The sequence below is a fragment of the Nitrobacter vulgaris genome (assembly GCF_002028545.1).
Classification (GTDB): Bacteria; Pseudomonadota; Alphaproteobacteria; order Rhizobiales; family Xanthobacteraceae; genus Nitrobacter; species Nitrobacter vulgaris.
Genome location: NZ_MWPQ01000026.1, coordinates 79,510 through 97,790 on the forward strand (window position 1 = coordinate 79,510; position 18,281 = coordinate 97,790).

Annotated in this window: 15 protein-coding genes; 8 read left to right on the forward strand and 7 right to left on the reverse strand. The window is 59.1% G+C overall.

Annotated elements, in window-relative coordinates:
* Positions 1 to 3: 3 nt before the first annotated feature.
* Both B2M20_RS06495 and B2M20_RS06500 read right to left on the reverse strand, forming a co-directional pair.
* Positions 4 to 1,614: a sensor histidine kinase gene (locus tag B2M20_RS06495; protein WP_079446257.1), complete on the reverse strand. Its 1,611-nt coding sequence runs from the start codon at positions 1,612 to 1,614 to the stop codon at positions 4 to 6.
* Positions 1,615 to 1,783: 169 nt separating this feature from the next.
* Positions 1,784 to 2,653, reverse strand: coding sequence for an NAD(P)-dependent oxidoreductase (locus B2M20_RS06500; RefSeq protein WP_079446258.1), 870 nt, complete (start codon positions 2,651 to 2,653; stop codon positions 1,784 to 1,786).
* A 240-nt stretch (positions 2,654 to 2,893) separates the two neighbouring features.
* Here B2M20_RS06500 and B2M20_RS06505 point away from each other — a divergent pair, with 240 nt between their 5' ends.
* The 3 genes from B2M20_RS06505 (at position 2,894) to B2M20_RS06515 (ending at position 5,856) form a co-directional block, all read left to right on the forward strand.
* Positions 2,894 to 3,283 (forward strand): VOC family protein, encoded by a 390-nt coding sequence (locus B2M20_RS06505; protein ID WP_079446259.1) that lies wholly within the window; start codon positions 2,894 to 2,896, stop codon positions 3,281 to 3,283.
* A gap of 157 nt (positions 3,284 to 3,440) precedes the next feature.
* Positions 3,441 to 4,580, forward strand: a complete 1,140-nt coding sequence (locus B2M20_RS06510) for an Mrp/NBP35 family ATP-binding protein (RefSeq protein ID WP_079446260.1) — start codon at positions 3,441 to 3,443, stop codon at positions 4,578 to 4,580.
* A gap of 187 nt (positions 4,581 to 4,767) precedes the next feature.
* A complete protein-coding gene (locus B2M20_RS06515) occupies positions 4,768 to 5,856 on the forward strand; it encodes a TRAP transporter substrate-binding protein (protein ID WP_079446261.1) in 1,089 nt (362 codons plus the stop codon).
* Between the two features lie 236 nt (positions 5,857 to 6,092).
* On the opposite strand, the gene B2M20_RS06520 is transcribed toward B2M20_RS06515, so the two are convergent.
* The 4 genes from B2M20_RS06520 to B2M20_RS06535 all read right to left on the reverse strand — a co-directional run bounded on the left by B2M20_RS06520 (position 6,093) and on the right by B2M20_RS06535 (position 10,713).
* Positions 6,093 to 7,709: a TRAP transporter large permease gene (locus tag B2M20_RS06520; RefSeq protein WP_079446262.1), complete on the reverse strand. Its 1,617-nt coding sequence runs from the start codon at positions 7,707 to 7,709 to the stop codon at positions 6,093 to 6,095.
* Positions 7,706 to 8,245 carry a TRAP transporter small permease subunit gene (locus B2M20_RS06525; RefSeq protein ID WP_079446263.1) on the reverse strand — a complete coding sequence of 180 codons (540 nt, stop codon included), beginning with the start codon at positions 8,243 to 8,245 and terminating at the stop codon, positions 7,706 to 7,708. Before B2M20_RS06525 ends, B2M20_RS06520 begins: the two co-directional genes overlap by 4 nt.
* A 471-nt stretch (positions 8,246 to 8,716) precedes the next feature.
* Positions 8,717 to 9,748, reverse strand: a complete 1,032-nt coding sequence (gene moaA / locus B2M20_RS06530) for a GTP 3',8-cyclase MoaA (RefSeq protein ID WP_079446264.1) — start codon at positions 9,746 to 9,748, stop codon at positions 8,717 to 8,719.
* 266 nt (positions 9,749 to 10,014) lie between these two features.
* The gene (locus B2M20_RS06535) at positions 10,015 to 10,713 is read right to left on the reverse strand and encodes an HAD-IA family hydrolase (RefSeq protein WP_079446265.1); all 699 of its coding nucleotides are present in this window, start codon (positions 10,711 to 10,713) and stop codon (positions 10,015 to 10,017) included.
* A 177-nt stretch (positions 10,714 to 10,890) separates the two neighbouring features.
* Between B2M20_RS06535 and rpiA the strand changes: the two genes are divergently transcribed.
* The 5 genes from rpiA to B2M20_RS06560 all read left to right on the forward strand — a co-directional run bounded on the left by rpiA (position 10,891) and on the right by B2M20_RS06560 (position 16,931).
* The gene (gene rpiA / locus B2M20_RS06540) at positions 10,891 to 11,589 is read left to right on the forward strand and encodes a ribose-5-phosphate isomerase RpiA (protein WP_079446266.1); all 699 of its coding nucleotides are present in this window, start codon (positions 10,891 to 10,893) and stop codon (positions 11,587 to 11,589) included.
* A 22-nt stretch (positions 11,590 to 11,611) separates the two neighbouring features.
* On the forward strand, positions 11,612 to 12,121 hold the full coding sequence (locus B2M20_RS06545; RefSeq protein ID WP_079446267.1) for a DUF2059 domain-containing protein: 510 nt from the start codon (positions 11,612 to 11,614) through the stop codon (positions 12,119 to 12,121).
* A 19-nt stretch (positions 12,122 to 12,140) separates the two neighbouring features.
* Positions 12,141 to 13,526, forward strand: coding sequence for a glutathione-disulfide reductase (gene gor / locus B2M20_RS06550; RefSeq protein WP_079446268.1), 1,386 nt, complete (start codon positions 12,141 to 12,143; stop codon positions 13,524 to 13,526).
* Between the two features lie 239 nt (positions 13,527 to 13,765).
* The gene (locus tag B2M20_RS06555) at positions 13,766 to 15,154 is read left to right on the forward strand and encodes a class II 3-deoxy-7-phosphoheptulonate synthase (RefSeq protein ID WP_079446269.1); all 1,389 of its coding nucleotides are present in this window, start codon (positions 13,766 to 13,768) and stop codon (positions 15,152 to 15,154) included.
* A gap of 25 nt (positions 15,155 to 15,179) precedes the next feature.
* Positions 15,180 to 16,931, forward strand: coding sequence for an NAD+ synthase (locus B2M20_RS06560; RefSeq protein WP_079446270.1), 1,752 nt, complete (start codon positions 15,180 to 15,182; stop codon positions 16,929 to 16,931).
* Between the two features lie 81 nt (positions 16,932 to 17,012).
* Here B2M20_RS06560 and B2M20_RS06565 read toward each other — a convergent pair whose 3' ends face one another.
* Positions 17,013 to 18,107, reverse strand: a complete 1,095-nt coding sequence (locus tag B2M20_RS06565) for a DUF2865 domain-containing protein (RefSeq protein WP_079446271.1) — start codon at positions 18,105 to 18,107, stop codon at positions 17,013 to 17,015.
* Positions 18,108 to 18,281: the final 174 nt, after the last annotated feature.

An 18,281-nucleotide genomic window follows, 5' to 3' on the forward strand; every position in this document is an offset into this window, starting at 1 on the left:
CCATCATGCTCTAAGACCTGTTCCAGCGTTCATGATCGGCGTGTTCCGCAGGCGGCGTCTTTCGTCGGCTATGTGATCGTCCGCTTGCCCAGGTTGAAGCCGCGGACTTTCCTCCGCCATGGGCGCCAGAGCAGACATCACGCGTTCCGGCGGAAAGGTAACGATGACCTCCGTGCCAACGCGAAGCTTGGATTTCAGCGTGAACGTACCGCCGTGCATGTCGATCAGGCTCTTAGCGATCGGCAAACCAAGACCCGCGCCTTGTTCTGCGGATTTGATCGAATTCGATCCCTGTCCGAACGAGGCAAGCACAATCGGGATTTCGTCTTCCGCGATCCCGGAGCCGTTGTCCTTGACACTGAGGTATTGCCCGCCTGAAGCAGTCCATCCGACCTTCAGCAATATCTCTCCGCCTTGTGGCGTGAACTTGATTGAATTCGACAACAGATTGAGCACGATCTGGCGCGTGGCGCGCTCGTCACCCCAGATGCGAGGCATATCTTGTTCGAACACGTCATAAATTGTGATGCCGCGGTTCGAGGCCCGTAACTTCAGCAGATGGTGACATTCGGTCACGACATGGACCAGAGATACGGCCTCTTCGTTGAGTTCATAACGGCCGGCCTCGATCCGCGATAGATCAAGAATCTCATTGATCAAATTCAGGAGGTGAACGCCGGAGTTATGAATGTCGGCCGAATAGGTCTTGTAAACTGCAACCGCGTGCTCGCCGAAAATTTCACTCTTCATGACCTCGGAAAATCCGAGAATGGCATTCAAGGGCGTCCGCAATTCGTGACTCATTTGAGCCAGAAACCGTGATTTTGCGACGTTGGCCGATTCCGCGCGATGCCGCGCTTCGTCCGAAATAGCCTTCGCCTGCTCAAGTTCGCCGATTAGGGCGTCCTTCTCCGCCCGCGCTTCGAGCGTCGCCAGCGTCGTGGAATGCAAACGATGCGCGAGCAGGGCGAAGAAGCCCTCCGCAGTCAGCGCCAGAATGGCAAGGATGTAGTTGTTGAAGCTGCCGGCAGTCGCGAACTTCAGCGCGATTGCCGAGGTTACGGGGGCGGTTGCGGCAAGGGCGGCAATCGGCAGACTGGCCGAGAGCATACTCGATACCGCCACGACCAGCAGCATCAGAAACATCATCAGGGTATTTGTGACCTGATCCGAGCCGGCAGGATGCACTAGAATCGTCGTCCAACACAGGCCGTATAGGAGATCGAGCAAAATGAAACGCGCGCGCCATTTGCGTGTGCTATTGGCCGATGATGGTGTCTTGAGATAATTCTTGCAGTTGTAGATGATGACTGCGTGGAGGCAGAGCATTCCGAACGTCCACGCCGCGGCGGCGGTGGGCGCTATCCAGAAGCCGAAGAGCACGCCAGTTGCAACCAAGAGCAGCATCACGACAAACGATGCCGACAGTCGTGTTTGCGCATATTGCCGGAGCAGTTCGTGATCGAACGCCGGCCGTGTTCCGCTGGTTGAAGTCAGGCGGTCGCGCGCTTCGCGGACGCGCTGCGTGGTGGCGCGGCGATGACGTGCGGACGGTACAATCGCGGGAGCGACCGGAAGCTGGACGACTTCAGGTTTATCGGCGGGAGTACTCATCAACCAGACACAAATCCTGTACGCGGCCGCGCGAGTCGTTACTGATCCATTTCTCGCGCCAAATCCTTAAAGGCGGCCTTAAAAAGCAGGATAATCCGGTTAACGGGACGTTAATTGCTTTCGACGGCGATCGACCGGGGCAGGGGGAGCGTCGTGAATCGGACAGCCGTTAACGTTCGAGTCGCGCCAGAAGGCTGGACGTGTCCCAGCGGCGGCCGCCCATCTTTTCGACTTCCGAGTAAAAGGCGTCCACAAGGCTTGTGACTGGCAGGCTTGCGCCGTTGCGACGGGCCTCGGAGATGCAGATTGAAAGGTCCTTGCGCATCCATTCGACGGCGAAGCCGAAATCGAACCTGCCTTCATTCATCGTCTTGGAACGGTTCTCCATCTGCCAGGATTGCGCGGCGCCCTTCGAAATCACGTCGACAACTGCATTGACGTCAAGTCCTGCCTTTTTGGCGAAGTGGATACCTTCCGATAATCCCTCCACGAGGCCGGCAATGCAGATCTGATTGACCATCTTGGTCAATTGACCGGCACCCGCTGGGCCGAGCCGTTTGCACATCCTGGCATAGGCCGCGATGATCGGTTCGGCGCGAGTATAAGCGTCCTCTTCTCCGCCGCACATCACGGTAAGAAAGCCGTTTTCGGCGCCGGCCTGGCCCCCGGAGACCGGGGCGTCCACAAAGCCAAAACCGCGCCTGGTTGCTTCGGCATCAAGCTCGCGTGCGACCTGAGCGGAGGCCGTCGTATGATCGACGAAGATTGATCCTGGCTTCATTCCCGCAAAGGCACCGCCTGCGCCGATTGTGATCGCACGCAGGTCGTCGTCGTTGCCGACGCACGCCATTACGAAATCCTGACCTCCGGCGGCCGCTTCCGGCGTCGCTGCGGTTTTCCCGCCAAATTTTTCGGCCCATGCCTTGGCTTTGGCCGGCGTTCGATTGAACACGGTCACCTCGTGGCCGCCCTTTGCGACGAGATGTCCTGCCATGGGGAACCCCATGACGCCGAGACCGAGAAATGCGACTTTAGCCATGACCGAGCCTTGTTCAAATCCTGAGGTTTCACTGAAAGAGTGATGAGCGCGTTGCGATGAACGAGTTGCGAAATCTCGCCATCATCAGCATAGCTCTTGAGATCGCAGCGGCAAAGGTCGGAAAGCCTGAAGGAGTCCGGAGGCGACGGGTATTGTGACGAACGAATTTCCAACGCGATTCAAAACGCGTTAGAGTGGAATGGGACAATCATTTTCCGGGCCGGACAAGGGAGCGCGCGCATGAGCGTTGGGATGCTCGATCATTTCAATATCCGGACCCGCAAACTTGCCGAGACGGTACGGTTTTACGAGGAGATTCTCGGTCTGACGAACGGGGATCGACCAGATTTCGCGTTTCCGGGCGCGTGGCTCTACAGCGAGGGCAAGCCTGTGGTTCACCTCGTCGACATTGCGCCGACCTCCGAACCCCAAAAGCCGGATTCCGGTGTTGTCCATCATATCGCCTTCGCAAGCCGCGATTTCGGGGGCATGAAACAGCGCCTTCAGTCGAAAGGGTTCACGTTCAGGTCTCGCGAAGTCCCCGGCGGAGCCATCTGGCAGATTTTCGTCAGCGACCCGAACGGCGTGTTGATCGAACTCAACTATGACGCTGTGGCTGAACGGGTCTGACTTTTCCGGCCTTGACGGGGTGAGGCGGGCTGCGGCCGTTCGTTCGGCCAAGGTTTGCTTTCTCGATTAGCCAAGATACAGGCGTTGACCCGGCTGCGGCGGGTAGCCATGTAGACCCTGTTTTCGAAGCAGAGAGCGCCTACTCAGGAGAGACGACTTGAATGTAACACCACAGCAAGTTCTCGACCGGCTGGCCGGTGTGCTCTCTCCCGGTGGCGTGGCGCTGACCGTCGCCGATGTGCTGTCGGAGATCGCTGTCAACGGCGACAAGGTATTTTTCTCTATCAACGTCGAGGCGCCGGAAATCAAGGTCTGGGAGGAGGTTCGCGCCAACGCCGAAGCGGCCGTGCGCGCGATTCCGGGAGTGTCGGTCGCGATGGTGGCTTTGACAGCTGAACGCAAGCCGGACAGCACGACGCCAAGTTTATCGTCGCGGTCGGAGCAAGGGATTCCGCACGTGTCGACACGTCGGTCAACACAAAATTCGGCATCAGCTTCACCGATGGCGCGACAGGCGGATATTCCCGGAGTCGCCGCCATTATTGCCGTTGCTTCCGGCAAGGGCGGTGTCGGCAAGTCGACCACCGCGCTTAATCTCGCGCTGGGCCTACGGGATCTCGGTTTGCGTGTCGGTCTGCTCGATGCCGATATCTACGGGCCATCAATTCCAAGATTGACCGGTATTCGTGAAAAGCCGCAATTGACAGACGACAAGAAGATAGTGCCCATCGGGCGGTTTGGCCTTGCCATCATGTCGGTCGGCTTTCTGATCGAGGAAGAAAGTGCGATGATCTGGCGCGGCCCGATGGTGGCCTCGGCGATCAGGCAAATGCTGCGCGATGTGGCTTGGGGCCAACTCGACGTTCTGGTCGTGGACATGCCGCCCGGAACCGGCGATGCTCAGCTGACGCTGGCTCAGAACGTGCCGCTCAAGGGCGCCGTCATCATTTCGACACCGCAGGATTTGTCACTGATCGACGCACGGCGCGGACTTGCCATGTTCAGAAAAGTCAACGTGCCGGTTTTCGGCATTATCGAAAACATGAGTTTCTTTCAGTGTCCACATTGCGGGGGGCGAAGCGATATCTTTGGCCATGGGGGCGCGCGACACGAGGCGGAACGGCTGGGAGTACCGTTCCTTGGCGAAATCCCGCTTCATATGTCGATTCGCGAGACTTCCGATTCCGGTTATCCGGTAGTCGAGAGCCAGCCTGAGGGTCCCCATGCGGCGATCTATCGTGCCATCGCCGAAACTATTCGTGACCGGCTCCACGACGCGGTCGCCGTAGCCCGGTGATCCGATTCTAAGATTTGCATTTCCGTCACGGCGGGAGGCTTGCAAATTTCAGAATCAAAGTACCACTAGCTACAGTTTCAAGTTTCGAGTTTGAGATTCGCTTGCGGGGTTCGCTGCAACGCGATCAGCGAGGCTCAAATTCGTGTCTTCGCTGGAATCTCAAGAACTATCGTCAAAGGGATATCTAATGAAACGTCGTGATTTTTTGAAAGGTTCGGCCGCGGGTGCCGCTGTCTCGGCCGTTGCCTCACCGGCGATTGCGCAATCGGCGCCTGAGATCAAGTGGCGTATGACGTCGAGCTTCCCCAAATCGCTCGACACGATCTATGGCACTGCCGAGGTCTTTACCAAGCAAGTTGCGGAAATGACCGACAACAAATTCCAGATCCAGGTTTTCCCGGCCGAGGAGGTCGCTCCTGGATTGCAGGCGCTCGATGCGACGGCCAACAAGACGGTCGAGATGAGTCACACCGTTTCGTATTATTATGTCGGAAAGGATCCCACCTTCGCGGTTTTCGCGTCGGTCCCGTTCGGGCTCAATGGGCGCCAGCAGAATTCCTGGCTGGTTCAGGGCGGCGGCAATGAGCTTGCAAATGAATTCTTCAAGAAGTTCGGCGTCATCGGGTTTCCTTGCGGCAACACCGGTACGCAGATGGGCGGTTGGTTCCGCAAGGAGATCAAGACCGTGGCTGATTTGTCTGGCCTGAAGATGCGGATCGGTGGCATTGCCGGTCAGGTGTTGCAGAAGGTCGGTGTGGTACCGCAGCAGCTTGCCGGGGGTAACGTTTATCCCTCGCTTGAGAAGGGTGCGATCGACGCGGCCGAATGGGTTGGCCCCTACGATGATGAAAAGCTGGGTTTTCAGAAAGTCGCCAAATATTATTACTATCCGGGTTTCTGGGAAGGCGGACCGACAATCCATGCGTTCTGCAATCTCGAGAAGTGGAACACGTTACCAAAGACCTATCAGGCGATATTGATGAACGCGGCGGCGACGGCCAACACCTGGATGGCTACTCGCTATGACATGCAAAATCCGGCCGCCCTTAAGCGGCTCGTTGCAGGTGGTGCCCAACTTCGGCCGTTCAGTAATGATGTTCTCGACGCCTGCCTGAAAGCCACGAACGAATTGTGGGACGAGATTTCAGCGAACAACCCGGACTTCAAGAAGGCGATCGACGCGATGCAAGCTTATCGATCGGACCAGTATTTGTGGTGGCAGGTGGCCGAGTATACCTATGACACCTTCATGATCCGATCGCGGACGCGCGGCTGATCACATTCCAACATCGATCGTTGTTTCGCGTCCTATTTCGCGCGAAGGCGAGGTGTCCTTTGTCCGATATCCAGGCTCGCTTGTAATCGCTTGAGCGAGTGGAGTTCGCTACAACGCTTTCGAGCGAAGTGGATACCGGTTCGCGTGAAGAGAACGCGTCAAAACAACAATTCAGAGCTTCGCTTCTGATTTCATCAGAAGCGATAAGACTCTAGGAACGAATCCTGAAGTTGCATCTATTGTCGGTTTGTTGGTGCTGGACCCAAATCGAGCGGCGCTACATCGATAATCGGAACCTCGATCTCGATCTTGATCTTGTTGAGATCGACGGCTGTCGCTTTGCCAAGCAGACTTGTCACGCTCGCGGGGACCGCGATCACAAGAACGACCATGATGATTTGCAATCCAATCCAGGGCACCGCGCCCCAGTAGATGTCGGAGCTCTTTACCTCTCGCGGGGCGACGCCGCGCAGGTAGAACAGCGCAAAACCGAATGGCGGGTGAAGGAACGAGGTCTGCATATTGACGCAGATCATAACGCCGAACCAGATCAAGGCCGCATCCGCACCGACGATGGGAGCGAGAAGTTTCTGGGCCACCGGAGCGATCATTGGCAGGATGATGAAGGCGATCTCGAAGAAATCGAGGAAGAACGCCAGGAAGAAGATGAAGACGTTGATGAAGATGAGAAAGCCCCATACGCCGCCTGGCAGCGATGTCAGCAGGTGTTCCAGCCACTCGCCGCCGGATACCCCGAGAAACACCACCGAGAAACATGTCGAGCCGATCAAAATGAACGTCACCATGGTGGTGAGGCGCATCGTCGATCGATAACCCTGTTTGATGAGGTCACGCAGTCCCGGGATACGGACGGCTTCCAGACAAATCCACACGACTGCGAGATAGGTAACAGCGAACGCGATCTTGAAGACCAATCCCTCGGCCAAGAAAATTCCGACGAGCGTTCCGATGCCTCCGGTGGTCGCGCCGATGATCAGGAGTTTTCGGCCGGTACTGCTGAAATCTTTGTGGTGAATGGTCGCCAGCACGATAGCGCCGACAGCGCCCATCGCACCTGCTTCCGTCGGAGTCGCAAGGCCCAACATCATGGTGCCGAGCACGACGAAGATTAGGACGGCGGAGGGAATGATGCCCATCAGGCACTTGCGCCAAAGCGGCCAGCCGGCGAGCGTGCGGGATTCCTGTGGCACCGGGGGGACGTGATCGGGCTTGAAGAGGCCAAGCAGGAAAGTGTAGCCGGCGAACAGCATGATCTGAAACAGCGAAGGCCCCCACGCGCCGAGATACATGTCGCCGACCGATTTTCCGAGTTGATCGGCCAGGACGATCAGCACCAGGGAAGGCGGAACGAGTTGAGTGATGGTGCCGGATGCTGCCAGCACGCCCGTGATGTAGCGAATGTTGTAACCATACCGCATCATCACGGGCATCGAGATGAGCGCCATGGCGATCACCTGAGCAGCGACCGTGCCGGTGATGGCGCCAAGGATGAACCCGACAAGTATGACCGAATAGCCAAGGCCACCGCGGATTGGTCCAAACAGTTGGCCCATCGAGTCGAGCATGTCCTCCGCGAGGCCGCAGCGCTCAAGCACCGATCCCATGAACGTAAAAAAAGGAATCGCGAGCAGCAACTCGTTAGACAGCACGCTCCCGAACACGCGCCCTGGTATGGCCTGAAGGAAATTCAGATCGAAGAAGCCAAGATGGATCGCAAGGAATCCGAACGAGAGCCCCACAGCAGCCAATGTGAAGGCGACCGGAAAGCCGATCAACATCGCCAGAACCAGGCCGCCGAACATCATCGGCGGCATCATTTCCAGCGTGATCATTGAGTCGGTCTCTCGTACGTCGCATCGATCGTGACAACGCCGAGTAGCGCCGCGACCCGCTTAATCACTTCCGAGACACCTTGAAGCGCGAGCATGATGAATCCGAGGGGGACGACGAGCTTGATCGGCCAGCGGACGAGACCACCGGCATTTCCTGACATTTCGCCGATCGCATAAGACTGCATGAAGAAAGGCCATGACAGGTAGCTGAGCAACAGGCAGGCCGGAATGAGAAGAAAAAGGGTTCCGATGAGATCAAGCCAGAGCTTGCCGCGCTCGGACAGGAACAGATAGAAGATCTCGACGCGGACGTGTTCGTTGCGTTTGAAGGTATAAGATGCACCGAACATTACGAGGATGGCGAACATGTACCACTGCAATTCGAGCCAGCTGTTCGAGCTGTAGTCGAAGGCATATCGGATCATCGCATTCCCGGCACTCACCAGCACGGCAAGCAGCACAAGGATATTGCATACGTACCCAACCTTTTCATTGAGCCGGTCGATAGCCGTGCTAAGCGCCAGTAACGGACGCATCAATTTCCTCCCGGTGGCCGCCGAGCGCGATCACTGAAGCCAGACTTCAGACCCCCAGTATCTCCGAAGCCGCAACACCGGTTGTTTGTGCCAGATTGTGGAATACGGCGGCCTGTCGGATGCTGGCTATGAAGGGCGTCGCACCATTCCAATGCTACGTTGCCACAGTCAACCGGGCCGTTGATGGTTTTGGGGTGTGGCGGACCGCTGAGCGGTTATAGCGTTTTCGAGCGAAGTGGATACCGGCTCGCGTGAAGAAAACGCGTTAGATGAGAGTCATGGAGCAGCTTCTGATTTCGTCAGAAGCGGAAGGCTCCAGGAAATCACGACTTGGATAGAAGCCTTTGAGAATGTCATTGCGGGCATGGGGTTTCGGATCAAGCCCCACGCATAATGGATCACCGATACCGTCAAGGCAGGTCCGCCAACCTTCGCTTCGGGATGCGGCCAGACGGGCGAATGTCTAAATCGCTACCCGCCGGTTACGCTCATGTGACGGCTTACACTCGGACGGTTGTGACGGTCGATAATAAAATCGTGGCCTTTCGGCTTGAGGCCGATGGCGCGATCGATCGTCTCGTACAGCAGATCGTCGGTGGGTGATGCGCGGAGCGGCCGGCGCAGATCGGAGGCGTCTTCGTGTCCGAGGCAGGTATGCAGGGTGCCGGTGCAGGTGATACGGACGCGGTTGCAGGATTCGCAGAAATTGTGGGTCATCGGCGTGATGAAGCCAAGTTTGCCGCCGGTCTCACTGACTCGAACGTAGCGGGCGGGACCGCCTGTACTGTCATCGAGGTCCGTGAGGGTGTATTGACCTTCGAGCCGAGCGCGCAGCATGGATAGCGGCAGGTACTGATCGGCGCGGGATGCGCCGATATCGCCCATCGGCATGACTTCGATGAGAGTCAGTGCCATATCTCGACTGTGCGCCCATTCCATCAGGGATGGAATTTCGTCCTCGTTCAGGTGTTTGAGCGCAACCGCATTGATCTTGACCGCGAGGCCCGCGGCTTGTGCAGCGTCAATGCCTGCCATGACTTTCTGGATGTCGCCCCAGCGCGTGATCTCACGAAATCTGGCAGGGTCAAGCGTATCGAGCGACACGTTGATCCGTCGCACGCCGCAATCCTTAAGCTCGTTCGCGAAACGGGCCAATTGCGATCCGTTTGTCGTGAGCGTCAGCTCCTTCAGCGCCCCTGTCCCGAGATGGCGAGACAAGGAGCGGATCAGCGACATCACGTTGCGGCGAACCAGCGGCTCCCCACCTGTCAGCCGCAGCTTGCGCACGCCCTTGGCGATGAAAGCCGAACACAGACGATCAAGCTCCTCCAGCGTGAGCAGATCCGCCTTGGGCAAAAAAGTCATATCCTCGGACATGCAATAAAAGCAGCGAAGGTCGCAGCGATCCGTGACCGACACGCGCAAATAGCTGATGTTTCGGCCGAACGGGTCGACCATTTTCCGGGAGCCCGAAGTCTCGGCGGGGGCAGAACAACCGGTCATTTCATTTGCCTTGTTGCAACGGCGTATGAGGTATTTGTTTCTTTTCTAATGTAGGCGTGTTCTGGCCGGGGCACAATGTACCGGCTCTGCTGCGGTGCGCAAGAAATCCATTGAGATTAACGCACCGGAGCAGGCCGAGACGGCGCGTGATCCCTCGAGGCGGCGAACCGTCCCACCATCGCCGGCTGGACCGTGTGGCGGGAAGATCGCCCGCTACGGCCTCGGTCGCGATAATATCTCAAGATCCGCTCGACTGGACCGATCGATCAGCCGGTTACGTTCAGAGTTGCAGCTTGCAGTGCGGCGACTGCGTCCGGCAGCTCCCTCATGTGGCTGATAACACGGTCGGGTTTGAGTTCTGCGACCGGGACTTCGGTATAGCCGAATGTGACCCCGATAACGGGGATTCCAGCCCGGCGCGCCACCCCTATGTCGGGACCTGCGTCACCAACCATAATGGTGGTTTGGGGGTTGCCCCCCGCCTGCGCGATGGTTTGCCGCAAGATCGCGGGATCTGGTTTGGACACGCCGAAGGTGTCACCGCCACAGATTGCAGAAAACCGCGAACTCAACCCCAGTTGGTCAAGCAGCAGCTTGGCAAGCGCTTCCAGCTTGTTGGTGCAGACGGCGAAACAATGTCCTCGCGCCGACAACTCGTCGAGCGCCTCGATAAGTCCCTCAAACGGACGCGATGCGTCGGCGATATGCGCCGTATAGTAGTCGATGAAGTCGCCCATCATCCGCGTGACCTCATCGGGTGTCGCCGCGCGATCCTCATGCTCAAGGCCACGTTCGATCATGCGGCGAACCCCTGCGCCAATCATCGAGCGGGCTGTCGGCAACGACACCGTGCGCAGGCCCTCGCGGTCCAGGACGAAGTTGAGCGCGGCGGCGAGATCGGGCGCGGTATCAACCAGCGTCCCGTCGAGGTCGAACACGACCATGGGAGGAGGGGAAGATGTCATGATGGTGGATCGGTATCCGCCTCCCGTCGGACATGCAAGGGTGAAGTGCGGCTGGCCTCGGCTCTCGGAAGGCTACGAAAAACACCCGACGCCCTGTTCCTTCCGGCCAAACGCCGCTAGTAACCATCCTGGAAATGCCTCGCAGCCAGGGCGAGGCCGCGCAAGATCGAGGTCCTCATGACGTTGGATGCATTGAAAAGACAGGCTGCGGCGCGTGCCCTTGAATATGTCGAGGACGGCATGAGACTGGGTCTCGGAACGGGATCTACCGCCAAGCACTTTGTCGAGCTTTTGGGCGAGCGCGTGCGCGACGGGTTGAAAGTTGTGGGCGTGCCGACATCAGAGGTCACGCGAGCCGACGCGGAGCGGTGCGGCATTCCCTTGACCACCCTGGACGACCTCGACAGGCTCGATCTGACGGTTGATGGCGCCGACGAAATCGACCCCGATCTAAATCTGGTCAAGGGTGGCGGCGGGGCGCTTCTGCGCGAGAAAATCGTGGCTGCAGCGTCGGACCGCATGATCGTAATCGCGGATGAGACAAAGTGGGTGGCGCGGCTGGGCCGCTTTCCCCTGCCGATCGAAGTCATTCCGTTCGGGCTCGCCGCAACGCGACGTGCGATTACGGAGGTGTTTGCAAAAGCCGGCGTTTCGGGTGAACTGGTCATCAGAAAGGGACCGGATGGTCATGCTTTCGTCACTGATGGCGGCCACTGGATTTTTGATGCCCATCTTGGGCAAATACCCGATGCATCCTATCTGGCCGGACTGTTGAATCCGATACCTGGCGTCGTCGAACATGGCCTTTTCATTGGCCTGGCAGGCGTGGCGATGCTGGCGGGCGCGCAGGGAATTCGCATTGTCGAGCGGCGATAGCGCCGCAATAAGGAGAATTGAGATGAGGTGTCTTTCAAAGTTTCTGCCAGCAGCTTGTCTTGCCGTGGCGCTGGCGTTCCCAGCCCTTGCACAAGCTCAGCAAGCCAGCCAGCCGACGGCCGCCGCCGTCGCTTCGGCCAAGGAACTTCTGACGCTGAAGCACGCGGGGGCGATATACGCAAATGCCATTCCGGGCATGGTCGAGCGGACCAAGACCACGCTGCTTCAAGCCAACCTGAACTATCAGAAGGATCTCAACGAGGTTGCCCTGATCGTTGCAAAGTCGCTGGCGGGCCGTGAGAAGGAGATCGGCGACGGCATGGCAAAGATTTATGCCAGTCATTTCACGGAGCAGGAGTTGAAGGACCTTGTCACGTTCTACAAGTCTGCGCTGGGGCAAAAGCTGATCACAGAGGAGCCCAAGGCGATCGAAGCGAGCATGAAGTACATGAACGAATGGGCGCAGCAGTTCGCCGATGTCGTCAATGGCGAATTTCGTGCGGAAATGCGCAAGCGCGGCAAGGAAATCTGAGTTCGGCTAGCTCCTCAGCATGGCTGATTTCGACGTCGATCTGATCGTCATAGGCGGTGGGTCGGGCGGCGTTCGCGCCGCGCGCATCGCCGCCGGGTATGGCGCGCGCGTCATGATTGCGGAAGAATACCGGATGGGCGGTACCTGCGTCATCCGGGGGTGTGTGCCGAAGAAGCTATTGGTCTACGGCTCTCATATCCGCCACGACATCGAGGATGCCGCCGGTTTTGGCTGGTCGATTTCGTCCGCAACGTTCGATTGGCCGACGCTGATCGCTAACAAGGACAAGGAGATCGCCCGGCTCGAGGCGGCTTACACGTCTACCCTCGAGAAGGCGGGCGTGCGGGTCGTCAAGACGAGGGCGGTCTTTGAGGATGCGCACACGCTCCGACTAACGACTGGTGAGACGATCCGTTCGAAGCATGTGTTGATCGCAACAGGGGGCGCGCCCAACCACGGACGTGCCATTCCCGGCATCGAGCACGTAATCTCTTCCAACGAGGTGTTTCATCTCGCGGAGCTACCGAAGCGAATTGCGATTCAGGGCGGCGGATATATCGCTCTCGAGTTCGCCTGCATCTTTGCCGGGTTCGGCAGCGATGTGACCCTGATCTATCGCGGCGATAATATCCTGCGCGGCTTCGACGATGACGTCCGCGCTCATGTCCGCGCCGAAATGGAAAAGAACGGCATCACGATCCTGACGGGTTGCGTCGTCGAAAGGGTCGATCGGCACGGCGACGAGTTCACGTCTCATTTATCGAACGAGTCGAGTATTGCCTCCGATCAGGTACTGTTTGCGATCGGCCGGCATCCGAACGTTGCAAATCTCGGCCTCGAGAAGGCGGGCGTTGCCATCAACCCGGAGAACGGCGGCATTGCCGTTGACGGCTTTTCGCAAACGAACGTACCGCATATCCATGCGGTCGGCGATGTGACGCATCGCTTCAACCTTACGCCGGTTGCCATCCGGGAAGGGCACGCGTTTGCGGATACGGTGTTCGGGAACAAGCCCACGCGCGTGGATCATGCGGATGTTCCGACTGCGGTCTTTTCCCAGCCCGAGGTCGGCACGGTAGGTTTGACCGAGGCGCAGGCTCGCGCGCAGTTCACCCACGTCGATATATACAAGACGACCTTCCGTCCGATGAAAGCGACATTGTCTGGTCGCGATACCCGTATCCTGATGAAGCTTGTCGTGGATGCGACGACGGATCGCGTGCTGGGTTGCCACATCGTCGGCGATAGCGCGGCCGAGATGGTGCAGGTTCTCGGCATTGCGATCAAAATGAAGGCGACCAAGTCCGATTTCGACGCCACCATGGCGTTGCATCCCACCGCGGCCGAAGAACTCGTGACGATGCGGACGCCCACTGAACGCCATGTGCGTAAAAGCAGCGAGTGAACGTTCGGACCAAACCCCGTGGGTATTGAGGACTTTGATCCGGCGACATACCTGAAAGCAACTGTTGTCCGACGCCAATCAGGATCGGGGTCTTTCTCGATAAGTCGGAAGAAAGTATTCCTTTTATCACAACGCCTTGTGCGGCAAAACTTAATGCCAACTGGCGCGGCCCGGCCGGTGAGTGTATATACCGGTCTTCATTCCCGTTAAGTGACGGTTTTTGCTCAGGAGTTGACCTTATGTCCGAGCGCTGGGCACCCGATAGCTGGCGCACCAAGCCCGTGCAGCAGGTTCCGGTTTATCCGGACACGAAGGTATTGGGCGAAGTCGAGGCGCAGCTTGCTACGTTTCCGCCGCTGGTGTTTGCGGGTGAGGCGCGCAATCTGAAGAAAGCCTTGGCCCGAGTCGCAAACGGCGAGGCATTTTTACTGCAGGGCGGAGACTGCGCCGAGAGCTTCGCCGAGCACGGCGCCAACAACATCCGCGACTTCTTCCGTGTGCTGCTACAGATGGCGGTGGTTCTGACTTATGCCGGCGCGTTGCCGGTTGTGAAGGTCGGCCGGATTGCTGGCCAGTTTGCCAAGCCGCGCTCATCTCCGATGGAGAAGATCGACGGCGTCGAATTGCCGAGCTACCGCGGCGACATCGTGAACGACATTGCGTTCAGCGCACAGTCGCGAATACCCGATCCACATCGTCAGATCATGGCTTATCGGCAGTCGGCGGCGACGCTAAACCTGCTGCGTGCCTTCGCGACCGGGGGGTTTGCCAATCTTGGCAGCGTGCATCAGTGGATGCTTGGTTTTCTGAAGGACTCCCAGCAGTCGCGCCGCTACAAGGAATTGGCCGATCGTATTTTCGACGCGCTCAATTTCATGCGCGCCTGCGGGCTCAACCTTGAGAGCCACCCGGAACTGCGGTCGACCGACATCTATACCAGTCACGAAGCGCTGCTGCTCGGTTACGAGCAGGCCTTGACGCGGGTCGATTCCACGACCGGCGACTGGTACGCGACGTCGGGCCACATGATCTGGGTCGGCGATCGCACCCGCCAGCTTGATCATGGCCACATCGAGTATTTCCGCGGCATCAAGAATCCGATCGGGCTGAAGTGTGGCCCGTCGCTCAAGCCGGACGAACTTTTGAAGCTGATCGACGTGCTAAATCCTGAGAATGAACCGGGGCGCCTGACGCTCATCGGCCGCTTCGGCTCGGACAAGGTGGCCGATTATCTGCCGCAACTGATCCGCACGGTGAAGCGCGAGGGCCGTGCTGTCGTGTGGTCATGCGATCCGATGCACGGCAACACCATCACGTCGACGAGCGGCTACAAGACCCGTCCGTTCGACCGCATCCTGTCGGAGGTCAAGTCGTTCTTTAGTATCCATGCCGCGGAGGGCACGCACGCTGGCGGCGTTCATCTGGAGATGACCGGGCAGAACGTCACCGAGTGCATCGGTGGCGCGCGCGCGATCACGGACGAGGATCTTAACGACCGCTATCACACCGTCTGTGATCCGCGCCTGAACGCCGAGCAGTCGATCGACATGGCATTCCTCATTGCCGAGTTGCTGAGGCACGATCGGAACGGAAAGGTGAAACCTATTCCGGCGGTCTCTGGTTTCTGAGACGCCGGGCGGGTAACAAGCGTCCATGACCGAAACAACCTTCAAGATCACGCTCGGCCAATTGAATCCGACGATTGGAGACATTGCCGGCAATGCCGCCAAGGCTCGCGCGGCGCGTGCCCAGGCCAAGGCCGACGGGGCCGCGCTGGTGGCGCTTCCGGAGCTGTTCATTGCCGGCTATCCGCCCGAGGATCTGGTTCTGAGGCCAGCGTTCCAGGCTGCCTGCCGCGAGGCGATCGAAGGTCTCGCGCGGGAGACCTCCGACGGCGGCCCGGCCATGCTGATCGGTACGCCATGGGTCGATGGCGGCAAACTCTATAATGCGTATGCGCTGCTGGATGAGGGGCGGGTCGCGGCGATCCGCTTCAAGGTCAATCTGCCGAACTACGGCGTGTTCGATGAAAAGCGCGTATTCGCGCGGGGGCCGGTCGGGGGACCCCTGAAAATTCGGGGCGTGCGGATCGGCGTGCCGATTTGCGAAGATACGTGGGTCGAGGAATCCGCCGAGTACGAGAACGTCGTCGAGTGCCTGGCGGAGACCGGCGCGGAAATTCTTGTCGTTCCCAACGGCTCGCCCTATGCAAAAGGCAAGAGCGACATCAGGCTGTCGATCTCGGTCGCGCGCGTGACCGAGAGCGATCTGCCGCTGGTTTATCTCAATCAGGTCGGCGGTCAGGATGAACTGGTGTTCGACGGCGCTTCTTTTGTGTTGAATGCCGATCGCTCGTTGGCGGCCCAGCTTCCAGCCTTCGAAGAAAGCATTATCACCCTGCAATGGACCAGGTCCGCGGCAGGATGGCACTGCAACGGACCTGTCGCCCCCCAGATCGACGATGACGAAGCCGACTATGCCGCGTGTGTGTTGGGCTTGCGCGACTACGTGCGGAAGAACGGATTTCCCGGCGTGCTGCTCGGCGTATCGGGCGGCATCGACTCGGCCTTGTGCGCGGCCATCGCCGTCGATGCTCTTGGAGCGGAGTGCGTCCACGGTGTCATGCTGCCGTTCCGCTTTACCGAGCAGGTCTCGCTCGACGATGCTGCGACGCTCGCAAAGGCGCTCGGCATTCGCTACGACGTGCTGCCGATCGCGCCGGCAGTGAATGGTTTCGAGGAGATTCTCTCGGGCACGTTCGCGGGATTCCCCCGCGATATCACGGAGGAGAACCTGCAGTCTCGCGCCCGCGGCACGCTTCTGATGGCGATGTCCAACAAGCTGGGTGCGATGGTGGTGACCACCGGCAACAAATCGGAAATGTCGGTAGGTTATGCCACGCTGTACGGTGACATGAACGGCGGCTTCAATCCGATCAAGGATATCTACAAGACCGAGGTGTTCCGGCTGGCAAGCCTGCGCAACGCGTGGAAGCCGGACGGCGCGCTTGGTCCATCGGGCGAGGTGATCCCGCCCAGCATCATCGCGAGGCCGCCGACGGCCGAGTTGCGTGAGAACCAGCTAGATCAGGATTCGCTGCCGCCCTATGAGCTACTCGACGCGATTCTCGAGCGGCTGGTCGAGCGGGAGGAACCGCTGGCGTCGATCGTCGCGGATGGGTTCGACCGCGATGTGGTCGTGCGAGTCGACCGCTTGCTGAACGCCGCCGAATACAAGCGTCGCCAGGCGGCGCCGGGCGTCAAGGTCACGCGCCGAAATTTCGGTCGCGACCGGCGCTATCCGATCACCAACCGGTTTCGCGATTCCGGTAAACCATTGCCGGCACCGGATGAGAATCTCGTCTCGCGGTCGGGGACGGTTTCGGCGGAAGCCTTCGAGGGATGACGGCTGAAATCAGAGTATGACCCCGCCCCGAAGGGCCGCGCCAGCGCAAATGGGAAACCGCCATCCAATTTTCATCCCGCTCTAATGCGCGGGTATGAACGTTGGCCCCACCGACCGGATCGGCTTGTTCGAGGGTGTGGAGGCGGTCGGCGCAGTATCCGCGGGGCTGGTCTGGGGTGCATCGGCTTTCGCCGCTGAGTTTTTCTTTTGCGAACCTTTGTCTCCGGTCGGCTGTGAGATTTTCCGCGCGCCGTCTTCCGTGACGATGATGTCGCCCTGCTGGGCGGCCGTCGCCTTGTCGTCAAGTCCCTTCAACGCTTCTGCCCATGTCTGGCCCGCAGCCTTGCACGAGCACGACGGATTGAACTCCTGGCGGTATCGAAATGCGTTCGGCGACGACGAATAAGGCTGCCCGCTGGTAGAGACGGCCTGATTCATGTCTTCGCCGGGATTACGATACGCGTAGAGAGCAGCGTCTGCCGCAGGACAAAGATTCTTACAGGTCCGCTCGTCGTCGGGAAACCGGCTCGGAGTGGTGGCGAACGAGATCGGAAAGTAAAAACCGTCACACGAACGTACACAGACGGTCCGATAGGTTCCAGATTGCGCGCCCGAATCGACCGGCGGCAGGATCGTCTGATTGTCGGAGTGGTTGCCGAACAGGTCGTCGAAGAAGGAACCCTGGTTCCTCGCGGCTGCCGCATATTGCGGGCCGCAATTGTTCTGGGCCAGTGCAATCAGCACGGAGCGGCGCTGACTGTCGCGCTCGGGGCTGGCGCCGTTGCCGGCCCGCAGCCGCTCCAGGTTGGTGGTGATCTGCTGGAGGTTGGTCCGCATGCGCTGGATCTGGTGGGTGACCGGTCCGCATTGCGCGGACTGGGCATTGAAGAGCTGAAAGAATCCTGAACTGTCGCAGCCCGTGCTCCTCGCTTGCGCAATGACGTGTTCGAGCTCGGCCTGTTGCCGGCCTGCTGCCTCCTCATAGCGCCGGATCTGTCCGGCTCGCGCAGGATCGGTGCCGCCGCGGTCGATGCTTGCGAGCTGCGCCTCGAGCCGCGGGCAAATCGGATTGCCCCCTGGCGGAACGCCTTGCGCCAAGGTATCGGCGGCCGCGCCCGCAATGCCGACGGCGCAAGCCAATATTCTTATCGTGCGGGCAAAGGAAAGGTCAGGCATGATCCGCCATCAGAGCGATCCCGGAGCGATTCTGCAAATTTGCTCTACGAAGAGGAACTGTCTTCCGCACAACGAGCCCATCGCGATGATCTTTCCGCAACCAGCGAGCCTGATTGCGTTGCGACACGCTGATGGTGCAGGCTGGATGCGTTACTTAGATGGCCGTTCGCCAGC

Coding starts and splice junctions, on each gene's coding strand:
- gor (WP_079446268.1), top strand. CDS start 12,141: ATGGCTGATTTCGACGTCGATCTGATCGTCATAGGCGGTGGGTCGGGC.
- B2M20_RS06515 (WP_079446261.1), top strand. CDS start 4,768: ATGAAACGTCGTGATTTTTTGAAAGGTTCGGCCGCGGGTGCCGCTGTC.
- B2M20_RS06505 (WP_079446259.1), top strand. CDS start 2,894: ATGAGCGTTGGGATGCTCGATCATTTCAATATCCGGACCCGCAAACTT.
- rpiA (WP_079446266.1), top strand. CDS start 10,891: ATGACGTTGGATGCATTGAAAAGACAGGCTGCGGCGCGTGCCCTTGAA.
- B2M20_RS06500 (WP_079446258.1), bottom strand. CDS start 2,653: ATGGCTAAAGTCGCATTTCTCGGTCTCGGCGTCATGGGGTTCCCCATG.
- moaA (WP_079446264.1), bottom strand. CDS start 9,748: ATGACCGGTTGTTCTGCCCCCGCCGAGACTTCGGGCTCCCGGAAAATG.
- B2M20_RS06555 (WP_079446269.1), top strand. CDS start 13,766: ATGTCCGAGCGCTGGGCACCCGATAGCTGGCGCACCAAGCCCGTGCAG.
- B2M20_RS06535 (WP_079446265.1), bottom strand. CDS start 10,713: ATGACATCTTCCCCTCCTCCCATGGTCGTGTTCGACCTCGACGGGACG.
- B2M20_RS06560 (WP_079446270.1), top strand. CDS start 15,180: ATGACCGAAACAACCTTCAAGATCACGCTCGGCCAATTGAATCCGACG.
- B2M20_RS06495 (WP_079446257.1), bottom strand. CDS start 1,614: ATGAGTACTCCCGCCGATAAACCTGAAGTCGTCCAGCTTCCGGTCGCT.
- B2M20_RS06525 (WP_079446263.1), bottom strand. CDS start 8,245: ATGCGTCCGTTACTGGCGCTTAGCACGGCTATCGACCGGCTCAATGAA.
- B2M20_RS06520 (WP_079446262.1), bottom strand. CDS start 7,709: ATGATCACGCTGGAAATGATGCCGCCGATGATGTTCGGCGGCCTGGTT.
- B2M20_RS06545 (WP_079446267.1), top strand. CDS start 11,612: ATGAGGTGTCTTTCAAAGTTTCTGCCAGCAGCTTGTCTTGCCGTGGCG.
- B2M20_RS06565 (WP_079446271.1), bottom strand. CDS start 18,107: ATGCCTGACCTTTCCTTTGCCCGCACGATAAGAATATTGGCTTGCGCC.